This is a genomic window from Granulibacter bethesdensis CGDNIH1, from assembly GCF_000014285.2.
GTDB lineage: Bacteria > Pseudomonadota > Alphaproteobacteria > Acetobacterales > Acetobacteraceae > Granulibacter > Granulibacter bethesdensis.
This window is the reverse complement of sequence record NC_008343.2, coordinates 553,546-569,578: the sequence shown is the minus strand read 5'-3', so window position 1 is coordinate 569,578 and position 16,033 is coordinate 553,546. Positions and strand designations below refer to the sequence as shown.

Genomic DNA, 16,033 nt, shown 5'->3' with positions numbered 1-16,033 from the left:
TATGAACACTGAACCGATCGAGATTGACCCTGCCCTGCTGATTATTGAGGATGATGCGACCTTTGCCAAAACGCTTCGGCGTTCTTTCGAGCGGCGGGGCTACCGCGTCTTCCATTCAGAGACTCAGGACGGAATCGACCGCGCGCTGGATGGCAACAAGCCTTCTTACGCGGTGGTCGATCTGAAGCTGAGCATTGGCTCCGGGCTTGAATGCGTCCGGATTCTGCATGACCGTTTCCCCGACATGCGCATCGTCGTGCTGACGGGCTTCGCCAGCATCGCCACCGCCGTCGAGGCCATCAAGCTGGGTGCCTGCCACTACCTGCCCAAGCCGGCCAACACGGATGACATCATCGCCGCCTTCGAACGGGAAGAAGGCGGTGATTCCTCCGTTCCGGTCAGTGCCCGCCCCACCTCCATCAAGACACTGGAATGGGAGCGTATTCACGAAACGCTGGCAGAGACCGACTTCAACATTTCCGAAACCGCCCGCCGGCTGGGCATGCATCGCCGCACACTGGCGCGGAAGCTGGAAAAGCGGCGCGTCACCTGATCAAGCGGCTCAGCGCAGATCCAACCGCCTTTCCTCCATGGCATCCAGCAGGGCACCTGCGCTCAGCGAAGGCAGACGGGACAGCAGCCCCCGCCGGAGGCGGGGACGGAACAGCTTCGGCTGTGCCCCCTTCCCGCCCAGCTGCTCCACCAGAGCTGTCAGATCGGTCAGTCCGTCGATCAGACCCAGCGTCACCGCCTGACGGCCCAGCATGTAGCCGCCATCGAAAATGGCACTCTCATCACTGGTCAGACGGGCGCCCCGACGCTGCCTGACCCAGTCCTTGAATGAGGCATGGATATCCTCCATCAGCCCGGCGATGAAGGCCACGTCCTCCGGCTTTTCCGGCAGGAATGGATCACCCCGGCGCTTGTTTTGCCCCGCCGTATGCAGGCGGCGATCGATACCCAGCCGCTCGATCAGCCGGTTCAGCCCGAAACCTCCGCCCACGACGCCGATCGAGCCGACAATGCTCATCGGGCTGGCCATGATCTCATCCGCCGCACAGGCCAGCCAATACCCGCCCGAGGCTCCGACCTCCTGAATGACGGCATAGACCCGGAAGGATTTCTCCTCCGCCTCGCGTCGGATCAGGGCGGCGATCTGATCGGACTGCACCGGCGAGCCGCCGGGACTGTCGATAGAGAGGATCAGCGCACCACGCTTCTCAGCCAGTGCTGCCGCCTTGCGGATAGCGGGTTCGACCGTCTCGAAAGACAGTGGTCCGCGCCGGGACAGAATACCTTTCAGCTCCAGCACCGGAATGGCTTTGCCACGCAAAGATTGCAGGCATTTTCCCAAGCTTTTCAAATACATCGTCATACACCCGTTTCTTCAGGGGTATGGTGGAACATGTCGATCAGCAAGGCCACCATCCCGGTCCATCCCGTCTGATGCGAAGCTCCCAACCCGCGTCCGCTATCACCATGGAAATATTCATGGAACAGCATTCTCCCTTTCATCCCGGGATCATCCTGCAACAGGATGCTGTCCCCCAAAGCCGGGATTCGACCGTTTTCCCCCGGCAGAAACAACGTCATCAAACGATGTGACAACTCATCGGCCAGGTCTTTCAATGATGCTGTGCTGTCACTGCCAGGGGGGTACTGCACCCGGAAATCATCGCTATAGTAACGGTGGAATTCACGCAGCGCCTCGATCAGCAGAACATTGACCGGCATCCAGACCGGACCCCGCCAGTTGGAATTGCCTCCGAACAGGCCCGTATCGCTTTCTCCCGGAGTATAGTGCAACGAAACGCTATGACCACCGTAGGAGAAAACATACGGATGATCGCGATGATAACGTGACAGACCACGTATCCCGTGCGGAGACAGGAACTCCTCCTCATCCAGCATCCGCGCCAGCAGCTTCTTGATCCGGTGCCCACGTAACAACGATAGCAGGGCCGAACGCCCACCGCCCGGCTCCTCCCAACGTGACACCAGCTTTGCGAGATCAGGCCGGTTTTGCAGAAGCCAGTGTGTTCTGGCCCGAAAATCCGGCAAGTGCTCTACGGTTTCTGATTCCCATGTGGCCACCGCCAGCAGCGGAATCAGCCCGACCAGGGAGCGGATGCGCAGCGGCATCCTCTGCCCGTCAGGCAGCACCAGAACGTCGTAGAAGAACTGATCCTGCTCATCCCATAATCCATTTTCCTGGGAAGCCGCCCGGGCGATCAACAGGAAATGTTCGAAATATTTCCCCGCCAGATCTTCATAAACCGGATCTTCAACCGCCAGCTCCATGGCGATCCGCATCAGGTTCAGCGCATAGGAGGCCATCCACGCCGTTCCATCGGACTGGCTCATATGTCCGCCGGTCGGCAGCGGTTTGGAACGGTCGAAAATACCGATATTGTCCAGCCCCAGAAAGCCACCCTGAAAGATATTGCGCCCGTCCGCATCCTTGCGATTGACCCACCAGGTGAAGTTCATCGTCAGGCGCAGAAACATACGCTCCAGAAACTGGCGGTCTCCGCGCCCGCAACGCTCCTGCTCCATACAGTACACACGCCATGTTGCCCAGGCATGCAAGGGCGGGTTCGCATCGCTGAACTCCCACTCATATGCCGGCATCATGGCATTGGGATGGCTGAACCAGTCCTGCACCAGCAGCAGAAGCTGCTTCTTGGCAAAATCCGGATCGATCAGTGCGAAAGTGACGCAGTGACAGGCCAGATCCCAGGATGCAAACCACGGATATTCCCACTTATCCGGCATGGAGATCACATCGCAGGCATTGAAATGCTGCCAGTCCGCATTCCTTCCCAGCATTCGGGAGGGAGGTGGCTGGATCTGCCCCGGATCGCCATTCAACCAGGCATGAACATCATAATAATAAAGCTGCTTGGTCCACAGCATTCCGGCGAATGCCTGACGCTGGATGCGTTTCAGGTTTGGATCAGAAATGTTCTTTTGTACAGCTTCATAAAATTCATCACACTCATCCTGACGGCGGGCCATGACCGCATCATAATCGGCAAACGGATCAACCACCTGCGTATGAACTGAAAAACGCAGACGGATCAAGCATTGCTCACCGGGAGCCAGACGGCGCTTCACCCAGGCGGCGCAACGCGTGCCGGTTTGTGCTGGATTAACGGCGGATGCATTGCCTGCAACTACCGCTTGATTGATGGCATTCTTGCAGTAAGGACGCGTGGGCTGTCCAAATAAAGTTGGGTCCGTCTCGTTCTCGCAGAACAACAGCGTTGCATCTTCGGCATCCACATCCCAGCGCATGGTCGGCATATAAGGATGTTCGGCGGAAACGCTGCGGGGGCCGATGATCGTCAGGGATGGCTTCTCCGCATCGGGCTTCCAGCTCCATATGTTGCGCGCCCACAGCATTGGCAGGAGATGGATATCCTCTGCATCCGGGCCGCGATTAAGTACGGTGATCCGGCAAAGAATATCGTCCGCATCTCCTTTGGCATAGACAATGTCGATGTCAAAGTAACGGCTCTCTGCAAAGATGCCGGTATCTTCAATCTCATATTCGGGATCATGCAGACCGCGCGCCGCGTTTTCCCGCCGCAAAGCCTCATACGGAAAAGCCGCATGCGGATATTTGTATTCCATCCGCATGAAGGCGTGGCTCGGCAGGCCGTCAGTGTGGAAATAGATTTCCTTCACATCCTCGCCGTGATTGCCTTCCGCATTGTTCAGGCCGAACAGGCGTTCTTTCAGAAACGGATCACGCCCGTTCCACAATCCCAGCCCGAGGCACCAGTACAGCCGATCATCGCCAAACCCTGCCAGCCCATCCTCGCCCCAGCGATAGGCCCGTGCACCGGCATGGTCGAACGGGAAATAATCCCAGGCATCTCCATGCGCGCTGTAATCCTCCCGCACCGTGCCCCATTGCCTGTCACTGAGATATGGCCCCCAGCGCCGCCATTGCTGCGATGCAGACAGCCGTCGTCCTTCAGCAGTCTGTTCAGTAGCCTGCATCAAATGCTCCTGTGCGGGTCAGAATTGATCCGGGGCCTCAGCCTGCGTAGCGGGCGATCGCCAGATCAGCATGGTCGATGTTGGGGCGCTTGCCGCTGATCATATCCGCCAGCAACCGACCGGAGCCACAGGACATAGTCCAGCCCAACGTGCCATGCCCCGTGTTGAGATGCAGGTTACGATAGCGCGTCGGACCGATAATGGGGGTGCCATCCGGCGTCATTGGCCGCAGCCCGGACCAGAATGTCGCCGCTGGCAAATCGCCGGAATCCGGAAACAGCTCCTTTACGGATCCCTCCAGCGTCATACGCCTTTCCTGACGCAAACGTGTATCGTACCCGGCCAGCTCCGCCGTGCCACCGACGCGGATACGATTGCCGAGACGGGTAATCGCGATCTTGTAGGTCTCGTCCATCACCGTTGAGACCGGGGCATGGGTTTCATCCGTGATGGGAATGGTCATTGAATAGCCCTTCACCGGGTAAATCGGCGCGGCTATGCCGATCTGCTTCAGCAGCAGCGGTGAATAACTGCCCAGCGCACAGACATAGGCATCCGCCATCAGATCTCCCCGTGAGGAACGGATAGCCGTAATCTTGTCGCCCTGCGTGCTGAATCCATGGATCTGCGTTCCGAACAGGAAGGAAACGCCGCGTTCCATGCAGATACGGGCCAGTTCCCGCGTGAACAGATGAGCATCACCGGTTTCATCCCCGGGTAGACGCAAGCCGCCGACCAGCGGAACCTGTGCCCATTGCAGCCCCGGTTCCGCGGCGATGCATCCGGCACGATCGAGAACTTCATAAGCAACGCCGTAGGATTTCAGAACCGCAATATCATCCGCAGTATGATCCATCTGCTTCTGGGTGCGGAAAAGCTGTAGCGTACCGCGTTCACGGTTATCATAGGCAATACCGGTTTCGTCACGCAGATCGCGCAACTGGTCACGGCTGTATTCGGCCAACCTGACCATGCGGGCCTTGTTGCGGGCATAGGCATTCGCGGTGCAATTTCCCAGCATCTGCGTCATCCAGCGCCACTGTGCCCAATCCAGTTTGGGGCGAAGCACGAACGGGCTGCGAGGCTGCGTCATCCAGCGCAGCACTTTCAGGGGAATACCGGGGGCGGCCCAGGGCGATGAATAGCCGGGGGATACCTGCCCCGCATTGGCAAAGCTGGTTTCCATGCCCGGACCGTCCCGGCGGTCAGCCACCACCACCTCATGCCCTTCCCGGGATAGATAATAGGCTGTGGCAACGCCGACGACTCCGCTGCCAAGAATCAGAACTCTCACGATGCCTGCATCCTCGGTTCATGCGATCAGGATTCTATTTACATCCCGTCGCCGATCCTCGCCAGAGATGAGAAGAGAGAGAACCGTTATTCCTGCGGAGCTGGCAGCGGTCTGATCCCGATCTCACATAAGGAAGGCAGAGCCAGCCCGGTCCATTGCCCGACAATCCAGCCATGCGGCGCGGTTTGACGGATCAGTGCATCCTCTGGCGGCGGCGTGTCCAGCCGGGTCAGATAATACTGCATCCCCTTGTCATAGCTGAAATGGCTGACACTGAGCCATGCCAGATCCCCGATCGCAAAGCCCAGCGCCTGCGCCGCTTCAGCGTTTTTCGCCAGCAAAGGCGCAATATCGAACCATTCGGCCAGATGCGCATCAGGCCCATATTCGGTGGGACAGGCGGCCTCCGCCTGAAGATCGGGGTAACAATGGCTGGTCAGACGATAGACTGGCCGGGGAGCCTCCGGATCGGTCAGCGTTCCGGGAGGCTGCACCGGGGCCCGGGTGAATTCCCGTCTCTGTCCGCCATCGAGCGCACGGGCAACGCATGTGGCGGCGGGCTGGGCGTGGACAGGCGGATGCGACAAGGGCTTATGAGCATACCCCACCTGAATCATGATGCCCCATGCACCCATCAGTGCCCCTAGCGCGATCAGGGCCTTCCATCGAAGCATCATCCTGCTGAGCCACATATATCTGTCCACATTTCGTCACAAGAAGGTGAGTCAGAGCTTTCCTGACCATCCCGTCCAGCATCCACAGCCAGAAAAAAGTCCCCTGCCATGCAGCGAAAAATGCCGACACCCCTCGAAAAGGGTTCAGAATCGCCTGAAAGACGTGGTTGATCGAACAGACCGATGATGATCCCGAGAATAATTCATTGGACCTTTCATGAGAGCAGCTTATGTAGAGAGCACGCCTGAATAATCAGGCGGATTACTTTATCAATCCATGGAGAACATCATGGCCTGGAATACCCCGAAGGTTGTCGAAGTTGCCCTGGGCGCCGAGATCAACGCTTACGCTTGCGCCGAAACGAAGTAATTCGTTTATCAGCCATCATCGGATAGCACCTGCAAAGGCCTATCTGGATTATGATGGGACTGATAAGCGGGCAGATAAATTCTGCGACGACCCCAAGATGACTGGCCGCGGTGTTCCGCGGCCTTTTCTTTTTTATGCGGTCTTGCAAGCCTTCAATTCATCTACCACGGCACACACCGCGCCGGTCAGGTGGGCCAGATCACCTTTCCCGATGATGAGAGCCGGGGTGAGATAAATAATATTACGGAATGGACGGACCCAAACGCCCCTCTCCACCAACCGGGCCTTGATATCAGCCAGAGGCGGCATCGGATCGAGTTCAACCACGCCGATCGCACCCATCACCCTCACATCGCGCACCAGCCTGCTGCCACGACATGGGGATAGCCCGGTTTCCAGCTGGGCCGATATGGCTGCGACCTGCGCCAGCCTGTCCTCCTGCACGAACAGATCGAGCGAGGCGAGAGCGGCAGCACACCCCAGCGCGTGCCCCATATAGGTCGGGCCATGCATCAGCGCATGGTCCGGTCGGTCGCTCCAGAAAGCGGCCGTCACCTTTCCATTCGCCAACGTGGCCGCCAGAGGAGAGACCCCGCCCGTCAATGCTTTCGACAGTACGACGATATCGGCGGCAATCCCGGCCTGTTCGCAGGCAAACATGCTCCCTGTGCGCCCGAACCCGGTAAACACCTCGTCCAGGATCAGGAAAATCCCCGCCTGATCTGCTGCCGCCCGCAGACACCGCAGCACGTCCGGTGCATGAAACCGCATTCCTCCTGCACCCTGTACCAGCGGTTCTACCAGAATGGCGGCCAGTTCATCGCCATACCGGTTCAGAATGTCGGCAAGCCTTGCCTGTGATGCGTCATCACAAGGCAGATCAGCAATCACATGCTGCGGCAGCACGCCCTGAAACAGGCTGTGCATGCCTTCTTCCGGATCACACACCGCCATGGTGGCAAAGGTATCGCCATGATATCCGCCGCGAAAAGCGAGGATTTTACTACGCCGCCTGTCTCCGCGATTCAGCCAGTGCTGGATCGCCATTTTCATCGCGACCTCAACCGCGACACTGCCGCTATCGGAGAAGAACACCCGCTCCATCGCCCCCGGCACAATGGCACAGAGACGGCTGGCCAGCGTCTCGGCAGGGTCATGCACCAGACCGCCAAGCATCACATGCGGCATCCGGGCGAGCTGCTCCCGCATTGCCTCCATGATCGCAGGGTGGTTATAGCCGTGGCAGGCGGTCCACCAACTGGCGATTCCGTCCACCAGTTCGCGCCCGTCCTCCAGCACGATGCGGGTACCATAAGTCCGCGCCGCCCGCAGCGGCGGAGCAGCAATCTGCATCTGCGTATACGGCAGCCAAAGACGGGAACCGTCTGCCTGATCCGATGGCGACATCACGCCTGATGCTCACCGGTCAGACCAGCCGCATACCCAGGCGGGACAACAGCGCCCGATCGCGCTCCGCCGCAGGATTGCCGGTCGTCAGCAGCTTCTCACCATAGAAAATCGAGTTGGCACCGGCAAGGAAACACAGCGCCTGCGCCTCATCGGTCATAGCCTCGCGCCCCGCCGACAGACGGACCCGTGCATGAGGCATGGTGATGCGGGCGACCGCGATCATCCGCACAAAATCAATCGTATCGACCGGCTCCTGCCCTTTCAGCGGGGTGCCTTCAACCTGCACCAGCGCATTGATCGGCACACTCTCCGGGTGACGTGGCAGGTTGGCGAGCGCCACGATCAGGCCGGCACGGTCATCCAGCCCCTCGCCCAGCCCCAGAATACCACCACAGCAGACATTGATCCCTGCATCCCGCACATGAGCCAGCGTTTCCAGCCGATCCTCGTACGTGCGGGTTGAAATGACCGCGCCATAATACTCGGGAGACGTATCGAGGTTGTGGTTATAATAATCCAGTCCGGCCTGTTTCAGCCGCAGGGCTTGCTGATCCGTCAGCATGCCGAGCGTGACACAGCTTTCCATGCCCAGCGCCTTCACGCCCTCGATCATCTCACAGACCGTGTCCATGTCGCGCTCCTTGGGGGAACGCCAGGCGGCCCCCATGCAGAAACGGCTGGCTCCGGCGGCCTTCGCCGCACGGGCTTCCTCCAGCACGGCGTCGACCCGCATCAGACGACTGGCCTCGACCCCGGTATCGTACTGGGCTGCCTGCGGGCAGTAGGCACAATCCTCCGGACAGCCGCCGGTCTTGATCGAGAGCAGGGTCGAGATCTGCACCTCACGCGGATCAAAACAGGCACGGTGGATCGCAGCGGCACGGAACAGCAGTTCGGGGAATGGCAGATCGAGCAGGGACCGTACTTCTTCCCTGCTCCAATCGTGACGGATGACCACGGCTTCAGCCCCCGCCTCCCGCGTCGTGGACAGGGCGGAGTCAGCCAGACTCTGGCAGGGGAGATTCGTATCGGGCATCACTTCCATTCCGGAACAGGCGGTTATAACCGTTCATCAGCCGAACCAGACTAAAGCAGTTCCGAAGCGGATGAAATGTTTCTGTCACGCATTCCTCCGCCCGCCTGCCCCTTAGCCTTCCCCTCTGGCCTGCCCCTCTGTGGGGGAAAGGGAGTCGACGCACCATGCAGGGTAATCCGATGCAGACTCTGGACGATTTCGCCGCACGCAGGCTCTCCGCGCTGGAAAAACGACAGTTGAGCCGCGTGCTGCATGAAACCGGCCGAGACAGCAGCCCGTGGGTCATGCGGGGGGAACGACGGATGCTGAGCCTGTCCTGCAACGATTATCTCAACCTCTCTACTCATCCCGCCACCATTCGTGCCGCCATCGACGCCACCGCTCAGTTCGGGGTCGGTGCGGGCGGATCGCGGCTGGTGACCGGCAATCACCCGCTCTACACCGCACTCGAAGTCAGATTGGCAGCCCTGAAAGGCACCGAGGCCGCCATCGTGTTCGGTTCCGGCTTTCTGGCGAATATCGGTATTATTCCGGCCCTGATCGCCCCCAACGACCTTATTCTGGTGGACGAGCTTGCTCATGCCTGCATCCATGCCGGCGCTGCTCTGGCGCATGCACGGACGATACGGTTCCCGCATAACGACATGCAGGCGCTGGCCGGGCTGTTGGAACAGGAACGCCCTCAACATGATCACGTGCTGATCGTCACGGACGGCGTATTCTCCATGGATGGCGATCTCGCCCCGATGTCAGCGCTGGTTGAACTCTCGGCACGATACAATGCATGGCTGATGACCGATGACGCCCATGGAATCGGTGTATTGAACGAGGGGCACGGCTCCGCATACGGTCATGACGTTCCGTTGCAGATGGGCACGCTCTCCAAAGCGGTAGGGGCGTATGGCGGCTATCTCTGTGCCTCCGCGCCGGTGGTGGCGCTGATCCGCAATCGGGCGCGCAGCTTTATCTATACCACAGGCCTTCCCCCCGGCACGCTGGCAGCGGCGATCACAGCACTGGATCTGATAGCCGCCGATCCCGCCCTGACCATGCAGCCATTGGAAAAAGCGAAGCTGTTTACCCGTCTGACAAGCCTGCCGGATGCACAAAGCCCTATCGTGCCGATCCTGCTCGGCTCCGCGGAGGCGGCCCTGTCTGCCTCGGCGATGCTGGCGGAGCATGATTATCTGGCTGCCGCAATCCGTCCCCCCACCGTTCCGGCTGGAACAGCCCGTCTGCGGCTGACTTTCACTGCCCTGACCCCTGACAGCGACATCATGCGTCTGGCAGAGTTGATCAGGCCCTTACTGTCTGACACAGCAGGATGACCATCGGGAAATATGGACTTGACCGCACATACATGAATATGTATTCATATATTTAAGAAAGCGTATAGAGGTTCACCATGACCGAAGCCATCATCACGCCGGCCTCTCATTCCCATACGCATCATGATCACGGCCATGCGGGCCATGATCATGGTGCGTTGGGGCATTCCCATAGTGCGGGGGTCAAGGACGAACGCAGACTGGCCCTTGCCGGAATGATTCTCACGGTTTTTCTCGGTGCTGAAATCGTAGGCGGCCTGCTGTCCGGATCGCTGGCCCTGCTGGCCGATGCGGGCCATATGGTATCTGACGTACTGTCCCTGTTGATGGGATGGGCGGCCTTACGCATTGGCCGGCGTCCCTCCAGCACACGCCACAGCTACGGGTTCCGGCGGTTGGAAGTGCTGGCAGCCTTCGTCAATGGCTCCTCCCTCCTGATTGTCTCCATATGGATTGTGATCGAGGCAGTACGCCGCCTGCTGAATCCCCAACCGATTGGCGGCGGCCTGATGCTGGCCGTTGCCGCGGTCGGGCTGGTGGCCAACGCCATCTCCCTGCTCATCCTGAATGAAGGACGGGAATCCAGCCTTAATATGCGCGGCGTGTGGCTGCATGTGCTGAGCGACCTGTTCGGCTTTGCCGCTGCCATCCTGGCTGCGCTGATCATCATGATAACCGGCTGGGTGATCGCCGATCCACTGCTGTCACTGATCTTTGCCGCCATGATCCTGCGCGGTGCCGTGAGTGTGGTCAAAGGATCGGCCCATGTACTACTCCAGGGCACTCCGGCCGATATTGATCTGGATGCCATTGCCAGTGATCTGGTTCACACCATCCCAGGTGTACAGCGCGTTCATCACCTGCACGCATGGTCCCTGACCGGGAATGACCGGCTGATCACCCTCCATGCCGTGACCGGAGCCGGAGAGGAGACGGGCGAGGACCGGGATCGTATTCTCGATGCCATTCAGCACCGGTTGAGCGACCGGTTCGGTATCTCGCATGCGACAGTGCAGATGGAAACCGGCTTACGCTCCGACGACCATCCATGCCGCCTCTCTCCTCTTCCTGGCCAGGTCCATCATGCGGACCATGATCACAACCATGACTGATCCCGTCCTGCGCCCTGTTTTCATCACAGCCACCGGCACGGATATCGGCAAAAGCTATGTCACAGCCGGTTTGATCAAAGCTTTCATCCGGGCCGGACAGCAGATACAGGCGTTAAAGCCGGTACTCAGCGGCACGGCCCATCCCCCCACCGATGCCGATCTGCTGATGAAAGCGCTACAGGAAGGACCGGATACGGATGACCTCGACCTTGATGAGATTGCGCCCTGGCGATTTGCCGCCCCTCTCTCCCCGGATATGGCGGCAGAGCAGGAGGGGCGGAGCATCCCCTTTGATGCCCTGATCCGTCACTGCGCGAAACCACGTACCGGGCAGGTATTGATTGAAGGTGTTGGTGGCGTGATGGTGCCGCTGGACCATTCTCACACTGTGCTGGACTGGATCGCAGCATTACAGCCGCGCATTCTGCTGGTTGCCGGAACCTATCTCGGCACAATCAGCCATACGCTGACTGCTCTCTCTGCCCTCCAGGCGCGAGGGCTGAGTGTCGACTGGCTGGTATTGAACGAAAGTTCGTCCCAGCCCGTTCCTGCGCACCAAACCGCCTCCACCCTGACGCGATTTGGTGCGCCTGCACCGTTCATTCTGCCCCGCCAAGCCGAAGAGGCGACATTCGATCAGCTTTTCAGGATCATCACGACTGAACGCAGATCCTGATCAGACTTAATTCCCCAGCTGGTGCAGTGCCTGCGTGGTCCAATCAAGCTGGCGATCGAGATATTCGTAGTACCGATCATAAAAAATCCTGAAATCGGCCCGCCCGGCCGGAGTCAAGGTCAGACGCTGCAACCACCACTCCGCCGGGTGGCGGGAGGCAATCAACTGTGCATATCGATCATGCCACCAAAGAATATTGGCGTGCAGATCGTAAAAACGAGGCTCCGACTGGATATCCTGAAAACGGTGGCGATACCGCCCGATAATGGCCTCATCATAAAACAGCAGCATCAGATTATCGACATCGTAGACCTGATTCCGCGCCTGCGGAGGCTCGAACACCGACAGCACGCCCGGACCGGGAGGCAGGCGATTTTCGCTCAGAAGCATGGCCCGGATATCATCATCACGATACAGGGCAGCCACGTCCTCAAGCGGCAAAGACTGCGACCGCATCATGACATTCACATACTCATTCTTCGGAACCGGAAAGTCGAAGATCGCCAGCAGCATAGGCCTGTCAATCGGCCATTCAGGCCAATACTCGGCGGCACTGAGCGCATTATGGGCCAGATGACCGCAATTATCCGTAAAAACGCTCCACCGGAACACTTCCTTGCCGGATCGGTAAGGCGCGTTCTGTGCGTTCATGAAATCAATAATTTGCAGCATATCTTTCTGCGAGACCGGCACGCGCGCGCAATAGCTGCCGCGCCCCATACCAAGCGCGAAATCAGTGCCGGCCGTCAGCTGATATTTCCAATCCTCCTCTGAAACAGCGGCGGGTTTTTCATCGAACCGGTCATCGTGAAAGGAAATACCATCCAGCACTCCATTCTGCCGTGCCTGTTGCAGGATCTGCGTATACCGCGCCGGTGTCAGTGTTTCGTCGGGACTCATCCCGCCATGGAAGAAAAAGCTGCGCCCCCGCGCCGCAGACCATTTGGCAGAGCTGAAATGGGCATCCATACCGATGCCAACGCCATCTTCCTCACCGGGGCGACAGAGATGCAGCACCGGGTAATGGGCATCACGATCCGCACAGGCGCCGCGGAGGAAGAAGCCCATATGGCCGCCCACACCACCGCGATCAGATGCACCAAATCCCGGCTTTTTTTTTATCTGGGACGTCGCGCAGATATCCACATAATATGGGAACAGGCGTGTATAGGCATGCTCCTCCGCCTCTGTATGCGGATGCAGGCGGGAGAAATCCTCCGCAGCACATCCGCACAGAATCGTGATCAGCAGGAGCAGGGCCGCCCGCCGTCGCACATCCCGCCACGTCATGAAAAATCAGGCGCGATGCGCTGAAACGTGAGCCGCCAGCGCCCGCAGGGAGGCAAAAATAGCCGGATTTTCCGCATCATCAGATTTCAGATTGACGCCGTAAGCGCGGCTGATGGCGAGTGACAGCTCCAGCGCATCGATACTGTCGAGACCCAGCCCTTCTCCGAACAACCGGGCTTCCGGTGCGATATCCTGCGGTCTGGTTTCCAGATGCAGGGTTTCGACGATAAGGGACGCCATTTCCTGCTCGAACGGGCTTTGCCCATGCTCTGTATCAGGCGCAGCTTGAGTATGATCAGTCATGTAAAGCCATTCATCTTTAAATCAATGTCTCCGGATAGCATGGCGGCCCATGATCGGATAGCGGCTTCGCAGCACATCAGAAGCCGGAACTTCATGGGCAACCAGGAGTTTTGCATCCTCCACCGGAACAAGAAAGATGGAGGATGCATGTCTGGCTCTGAGCCTCCTCTGACACGCCGCTTTAGGCAGGTCCGGTCAGAAACCGAACGGCTGAGCAGCCATCTGGATGATGAGGATCAGTGTATCCAGTCCATGCCGGATGCCAGCCCGGTCAAATGGCATCGCGCACATACAAGCTGGTTTTTCGAGACCTTCATCCTGAAACCATACGACCATGATTACGAAGATCGTTTTCCCGCCTTCAATCTGCTGTTCAATTCCTATTATGAGGCCGTGGGGGCACGTCATCCGCGTCCGCAACGCGGTCTGCTGAGCCGCCCATCCTGCATCACCATCCGCGAATACCGCCATGTTATCGACATGGCGATGCTACGCCTGCTGGGACAGGAGGAACTTTCGAAGGAACTGGCCGATCTGGTGGAGTTGGGCCTGCAACATGAGCAGCAGCATCAGGAGCTGATGGTCACGGATATGCTGCATGCTTTTGCACAAAGTCCCCTCTACCCCGCCATGCTGCCAGGCTGGGAGGACACACCAGTGCCACCCCCCAGGCCAGGCCTCAGCACCGACGGCTTCATCACGCTTGGCGGCGGCTTGAGGCCCATCGGTCATAGCCAGCCCGGATTTTCCTTCGACAACGAAACCCCCGCCCACGACGTGTTTGTGCAGCCTTATCAACTGGCCACCGATCTGGTCACCAACGGAGACTGGAAAGCTTTTATCGCCGCGGGCGGATACCGGAACAGCACCTTCTGGATGATGGAAGGCTATGAAATCGCCCGCCACTGGCAGGCGCCGCTTTACTGGATCGAGCAGAACGGACGCTGGATGCAGATGGGCCCGGGCGGATTGCTGCCGCTGGAAAACACGGCCCCGGTCCGTCACATCAGCTGGTACGAGGCTGATGCCTATGCACGCTGGGCTGGTGCAAGACTGCCGACCGAGCAGGAATGGGAAATTGCGGCTTCCGACCAGCGGCTGAATGATATGCACGGTCGGGTATGGCAATGGACCGCCAGCGCCTATCGTCCTTACCCACGCTTTCAGCCACCCATGGGCGCGATCGGCGAATACAACGGCAAGTTCATGATCAACCAGATGGTGCTGCGTGGCAGTTCCATCGCCACACCCGCGTCGCACGCAAGAAACACCTACCGGAATTTCTTCCATCCTGACAGGCGATGGCAGTTCAGCGGTCTGAGGCTGGCCCGCGATATCGATCAGGCGATTCCTCCTTTGACCCCTTCCCCTTCATCTCCTTGAACAATCAGGAACCGGAACACATGCCGAGTGTCAGTCATGATTTGGTCCAGCCTTCCCCCGTCCAACCAGTTCACGAGATTATGCAGGAGGTTCTGGATGGGCTGTCCCGCATCAGAAAAACCCTTCCTGCAAAGCTGTTTTATGATGCGGAAGGATGCCGCCTGTTTGAGGCAATCACCACACTGCCGGAATATTATCTGACCCGTACCGAACGTCATTTGCTGCGGGGTATAGGGGCGGATCTGGCATCCCATCTCCCGGACTGTCCTGCCCTGATCGAGTTCGGCGCCAGTTCGGAGGACAAGGCCGTCCTGCTGCTGGAAACGCTGCTTGAGGCGGGAAAGCCCGTGAACACGTATGTTGCCATTGATGTCGCGGCAGAGGCTCTGTCCGGTCTGACAAACAGACTGTCCGTCTCCCATCCCGCTCTGACCGTGCAGCCGGTGGTGGCGGATTTCACAACACTCGAATCGCTGCCGGCTTCCGTCGCCAACCGCCCGCAGCTGGCGTTTTTCCCTGGCTCCACCATCGGCAATCTTTCACCGGCGCAGGCTGTTGCCTTTATGCGGGATGTCCATCTTCTGACCGGACCGGATGCGTGTTTCCTGGTAGGAGCCGATCTCCGCAAGGATCCTGCCATCCTGCTGCCGGCCTATAATGACCGGGCCGGCGTGACCGCCGCGTTCAATCGCAATATTCTCAACCATATCAATGATGTGACCGGCGCCGATCTCGACCCGGACGGATTTGCCCATCGCGCCGTATGGAATGATCATGAAAGCCGGATCGAGATGCATCTGGTCAGCCGACGCCCGCAAAAGGCCCGGATTGGCTCCAGAATCATTCATTTCCATCAAGGAGAAACCATTCACACAGAAAATAGCTACAAACATACAGTAAAAGGGTTTCATACTCTGGCAGGGCAGGCAGGGTGGCATGCTTCCGCCACCTGGACCGACTCTGATCATCTGTTTTCGATCCACCTCCTGAGGAAGGACCACTGATATGCAGCGTCGCCCCCGGACTGCAGCCCGCAGCATCGCCGTCAGCAATCAGAAGACCACTCTTTACTGGATGGGACTGACGGGACTGATGCTGGCTGTGGTCATGCTGCTGTGCGCCGGGTAAATACCCCCCGCATAGCCCTGT

At 58.9% G+C, this 16,033-nt stretch carries 16 protein-coding genes; 8 read left to right on the top strand and 8 right to left on the bottom strand.

Annotation, left to right across the window (positions count from 1 at the left end; genetic code table 11):
• Position 1 precedes the first annotated feature (1 nt).
• Positions 2 to 553 carry a response regulator transcription factor gene (locus GBCGDNIH1_RS14950; protein WP_011631213.1) on the top strand — a complete coding sequence of 184 codons (552 nt, stop codon included), beginning with the start codon at positions 2 to 4 and terminating at the stop codon, positions 551 to 553.
• Positions 554 to 562: 9 nt separating this feature from the next.
• On the opposite strand, the gene GBCGDNIH1_RS14945 is transcribed toward GBCGDNIH1_RS14950, so the two are convergent.
• From GBCGDNIH1_RS14945 to GBCGDNIH1_RS14930, 4 genes are all read right to left on the bottom strand, one after another.
• Positions 563 to 1,375, bottom strand: coding sequence for a S49 family peptidase (locus tag GBCGDNIH1_RS14945; protein ID WP_011631212.1), 813 nt, complete (start codon positions 1,373 to 1,375; stop codon positions 563 to 565).
• The gene (locus tag GBCGDNIH1_RS14940; RefSeq protein WP_043452670.1) at positions 1,372 to 4,008 is read right to left on the bottom strand and encodes an MGH1-like glycoside hydrolase domain-containing protein; all 2,637 of its coding nucleotides are present in this window, start codon (positions 4,006 to 4,008) and stop codon (positions 1,372 to 1,374) included. Before GBCGDNIH1_RS14940 ends, GBCGDNIH1_RS14945 begins: the two co-directional genes overlap by 4 nt.
• 37 nt (positions 4,009 to 4,045) lie before the next feature.
• Entirely contained in the window at positions 4,046 to 5,302 is a 1,257-nt protein-coding gene (locus GBCGDNIH1_RS14935; RefSeq protein ID WP_011631210.1) for a D-amino acid dehydrogenase, read from the bottom strand.
• 86 nt (positions 5,303 to 5,388) lie between these two features.
• Entirely contained in the window at positions 5,389 to 5,979 is a 591-nt protein-coding gene (locus GBCGDNIH1_RS14930; RefSeq protein WP_157691970.1) for a hypothetical protein, read from the bottom strand.
• Positions 5,980 to 6,253: 274 nt separating this feature from the next.
• On the opposite strand from GBCGDNIH1_RS14930, the gene pqqA reads away from it, so the two are divergent.
• The gene (pqqA, locus tag GBCGDNIH1_RS25115; RefSeq protein WP_038511055.1) at positions 6,254 to 6,346 is read left to right on the top strand and encodes a pyrroloquinoline quinone precursor peptide PqqA; all 93 of its coding nucleotides are present in this window, start codon (positions 6,254 to 6,256) and stop codon (positions 6,344 to 6,346) included.
• Positions 6,347 to 6,478: 132 nt separating this feature from the next.
• Here pqqA and GBCGDNIH1_RS14920 read toward each other — a convergent pair whose 3' ends face one another.
• Together GBCGDNIH1_RS14920 and bioB are read right to left on the bottom strand one after the other, a co-directional pair.
• Entirely contained in the window at positions 6,479 to 7,753 is a 1,275-nt protein-coding gene (locus GBCGDNIH1_RS14920; RefSeq protein WP_043452666.1) for an adenosylmethionine--8-amino-7-oxononanoate transaminase, read from the bottom strand.
• 19 nt (positions 7,754 to 7,772) lie between these two features.
• On the bottom strand, positions 7,773 to 8,792 hold the full coding sequence (bioB, locus tag GBCGDNIH1_RS14915) for a biotin synthase BioB (protein WP_025318220.1): 1,020 nt from the start codon (positions 8,790 to 8,792) through the stop codon (positions 7,773 to 7,775).
• Positions 8,793 to 8,971: 179 nt separating this feature from the next.
• Between bioB and GBCGDNIH1_RS14910 the strand changes: the two genes are divergently transcribed.
• The 3 genes from GBCGDNIH1_RS14910 to bioD all read left to right on the top strand — a co-directional run bounded on the left by GBCGDNIH1_RS14910 (position 8,972) and on the right by bioD (position 11,908).
• Positions 8,972 to 10,120: an aminotransferase class I/II-fold pyridoxal phosphate-dependent enzyme gene (locus GBCGDNIH1_RS14910; protein WP_043453557.1), complete on the top strand. Its 1,149-nt coding sequence runs from the start codon at positions 8,972 to 8,974 to the stop codon at positions 10,118 to 10,120.
• 77 nt (positions 10,121 to 10,197) lie between these two features.
• Positions 10,198 to 11,232 carry a cation diffusion facilitator family transporter gene (locus tag GBCGDNIH1_RS14905; protein WP_011631205.1) on the top strand — a complete coding sequence of 345 codons (1,035 nt, stop codon included), beginning with the start codon at positions 10,198 to 10,200 and terminating at the stop codon, positions 11,230 to 11,232.
• Positions 11,225 to 11,908 carry a dethiobiotin synthase gene (bioD, locus tag GBCGDNIH1_RS14900; RefSeq protein ID WP_011631204.1) on the top strand — a complete coding sequence of 228 codons (684 nt, stop codon included), beginning with the start codon at positions 11,225 to 11,227 and terminating at the stop codon, positions 11,906 to 11,908. Before GBCGDNIH1_RS14905 ends, bioD begins: the two co-directional genes overlap by 8 nt.
• 6 nt (positions 11,909 to 11,914) lie before the next feature.
• Here bioD and GBCGDNIH1_RS14895 read toward each other — a convergent pair whose 3' ends face one another.
• Both GBCGDNIH1_RS14895 and GBCGDNIH1_RS14890 read right to left on the bottom strand, forming a co-directional pair.
• Complete coding sequence (locus tag GBCGDNIH1_RS14895) at positions 11,915 to 13,198, bottom strand: hypothetical protein (protein ID WP_011631203.1); 1,284 nt, start codon at positions 13,196 to 13,198, stop codon at positions 11,915 to 11,917.
• Between the two features lie 6 nt (positions 13,199 to 13,204).
• Positions 13,205 to 13,501: a phosphopantetheine-binding protein gene (locus GBCGDNIH1_RS14890; protein WP_011631202.1), complete on the bottom strand. Its 297-nt coding sequence runs from the start codon at positions 13,499 to 13,501 to the stop codon at positions 13,205 to 13,207.
• A gap of 147 nt (positions 13,502 to 13,648) precedes the next feature.
• Between GBCGDNIH1_RS14890 and egtB the strand changes: the two genes are divergently transcribed.
• Genes egtB through GBCGDNIH1_RS25060 form a run of 3 tightly spaced genes read left to right on the top strand, consistent with a single transcriptional unit; the run spans position 13,649 to position 16,012 of the window.
• Positions 13,649 to 14,884, top strand: coding sequence for an ergothioneine biosynthesis protein EgtB (gene egtB, locus GBCGDNIH1_RS14885; protein ID WP_025318215.1), 1,236 nt, complete (start codon positions 13,649 to 13,651; stop codon positions 14,882 to 14,884).
• Between the two features lie 20 nt (positions 14,885 to 14,904).
• The gene (egtD, locus tag GBCGDNIH1_RS14880) at positions 14,905 to 15,888 is read left to right on the top strand and encodes an L-histidine N(alpha)-methyltransferase (protein WP_011631200.1); all 984 of its coding nucleotides are present in this window, start codon (positions 14,905 to 14,907) and stop codon (positions 15,886 to 15,888) included.
• Between the two features lies 1 nt (position 15,889).
• Complete coding sequence (locus GBCGDNIH1_RS25060; RefSeq protein WP_011631199.1) at positions 15,890 to 16,012, top strand: hypothetical protein; 123 nt, start codon at positions 15,890 to 15,892, stop codon at positions 16,010 to 16,012.
• Positions 16,013 to 16,033: the final 21 nt, after the last annotated feature.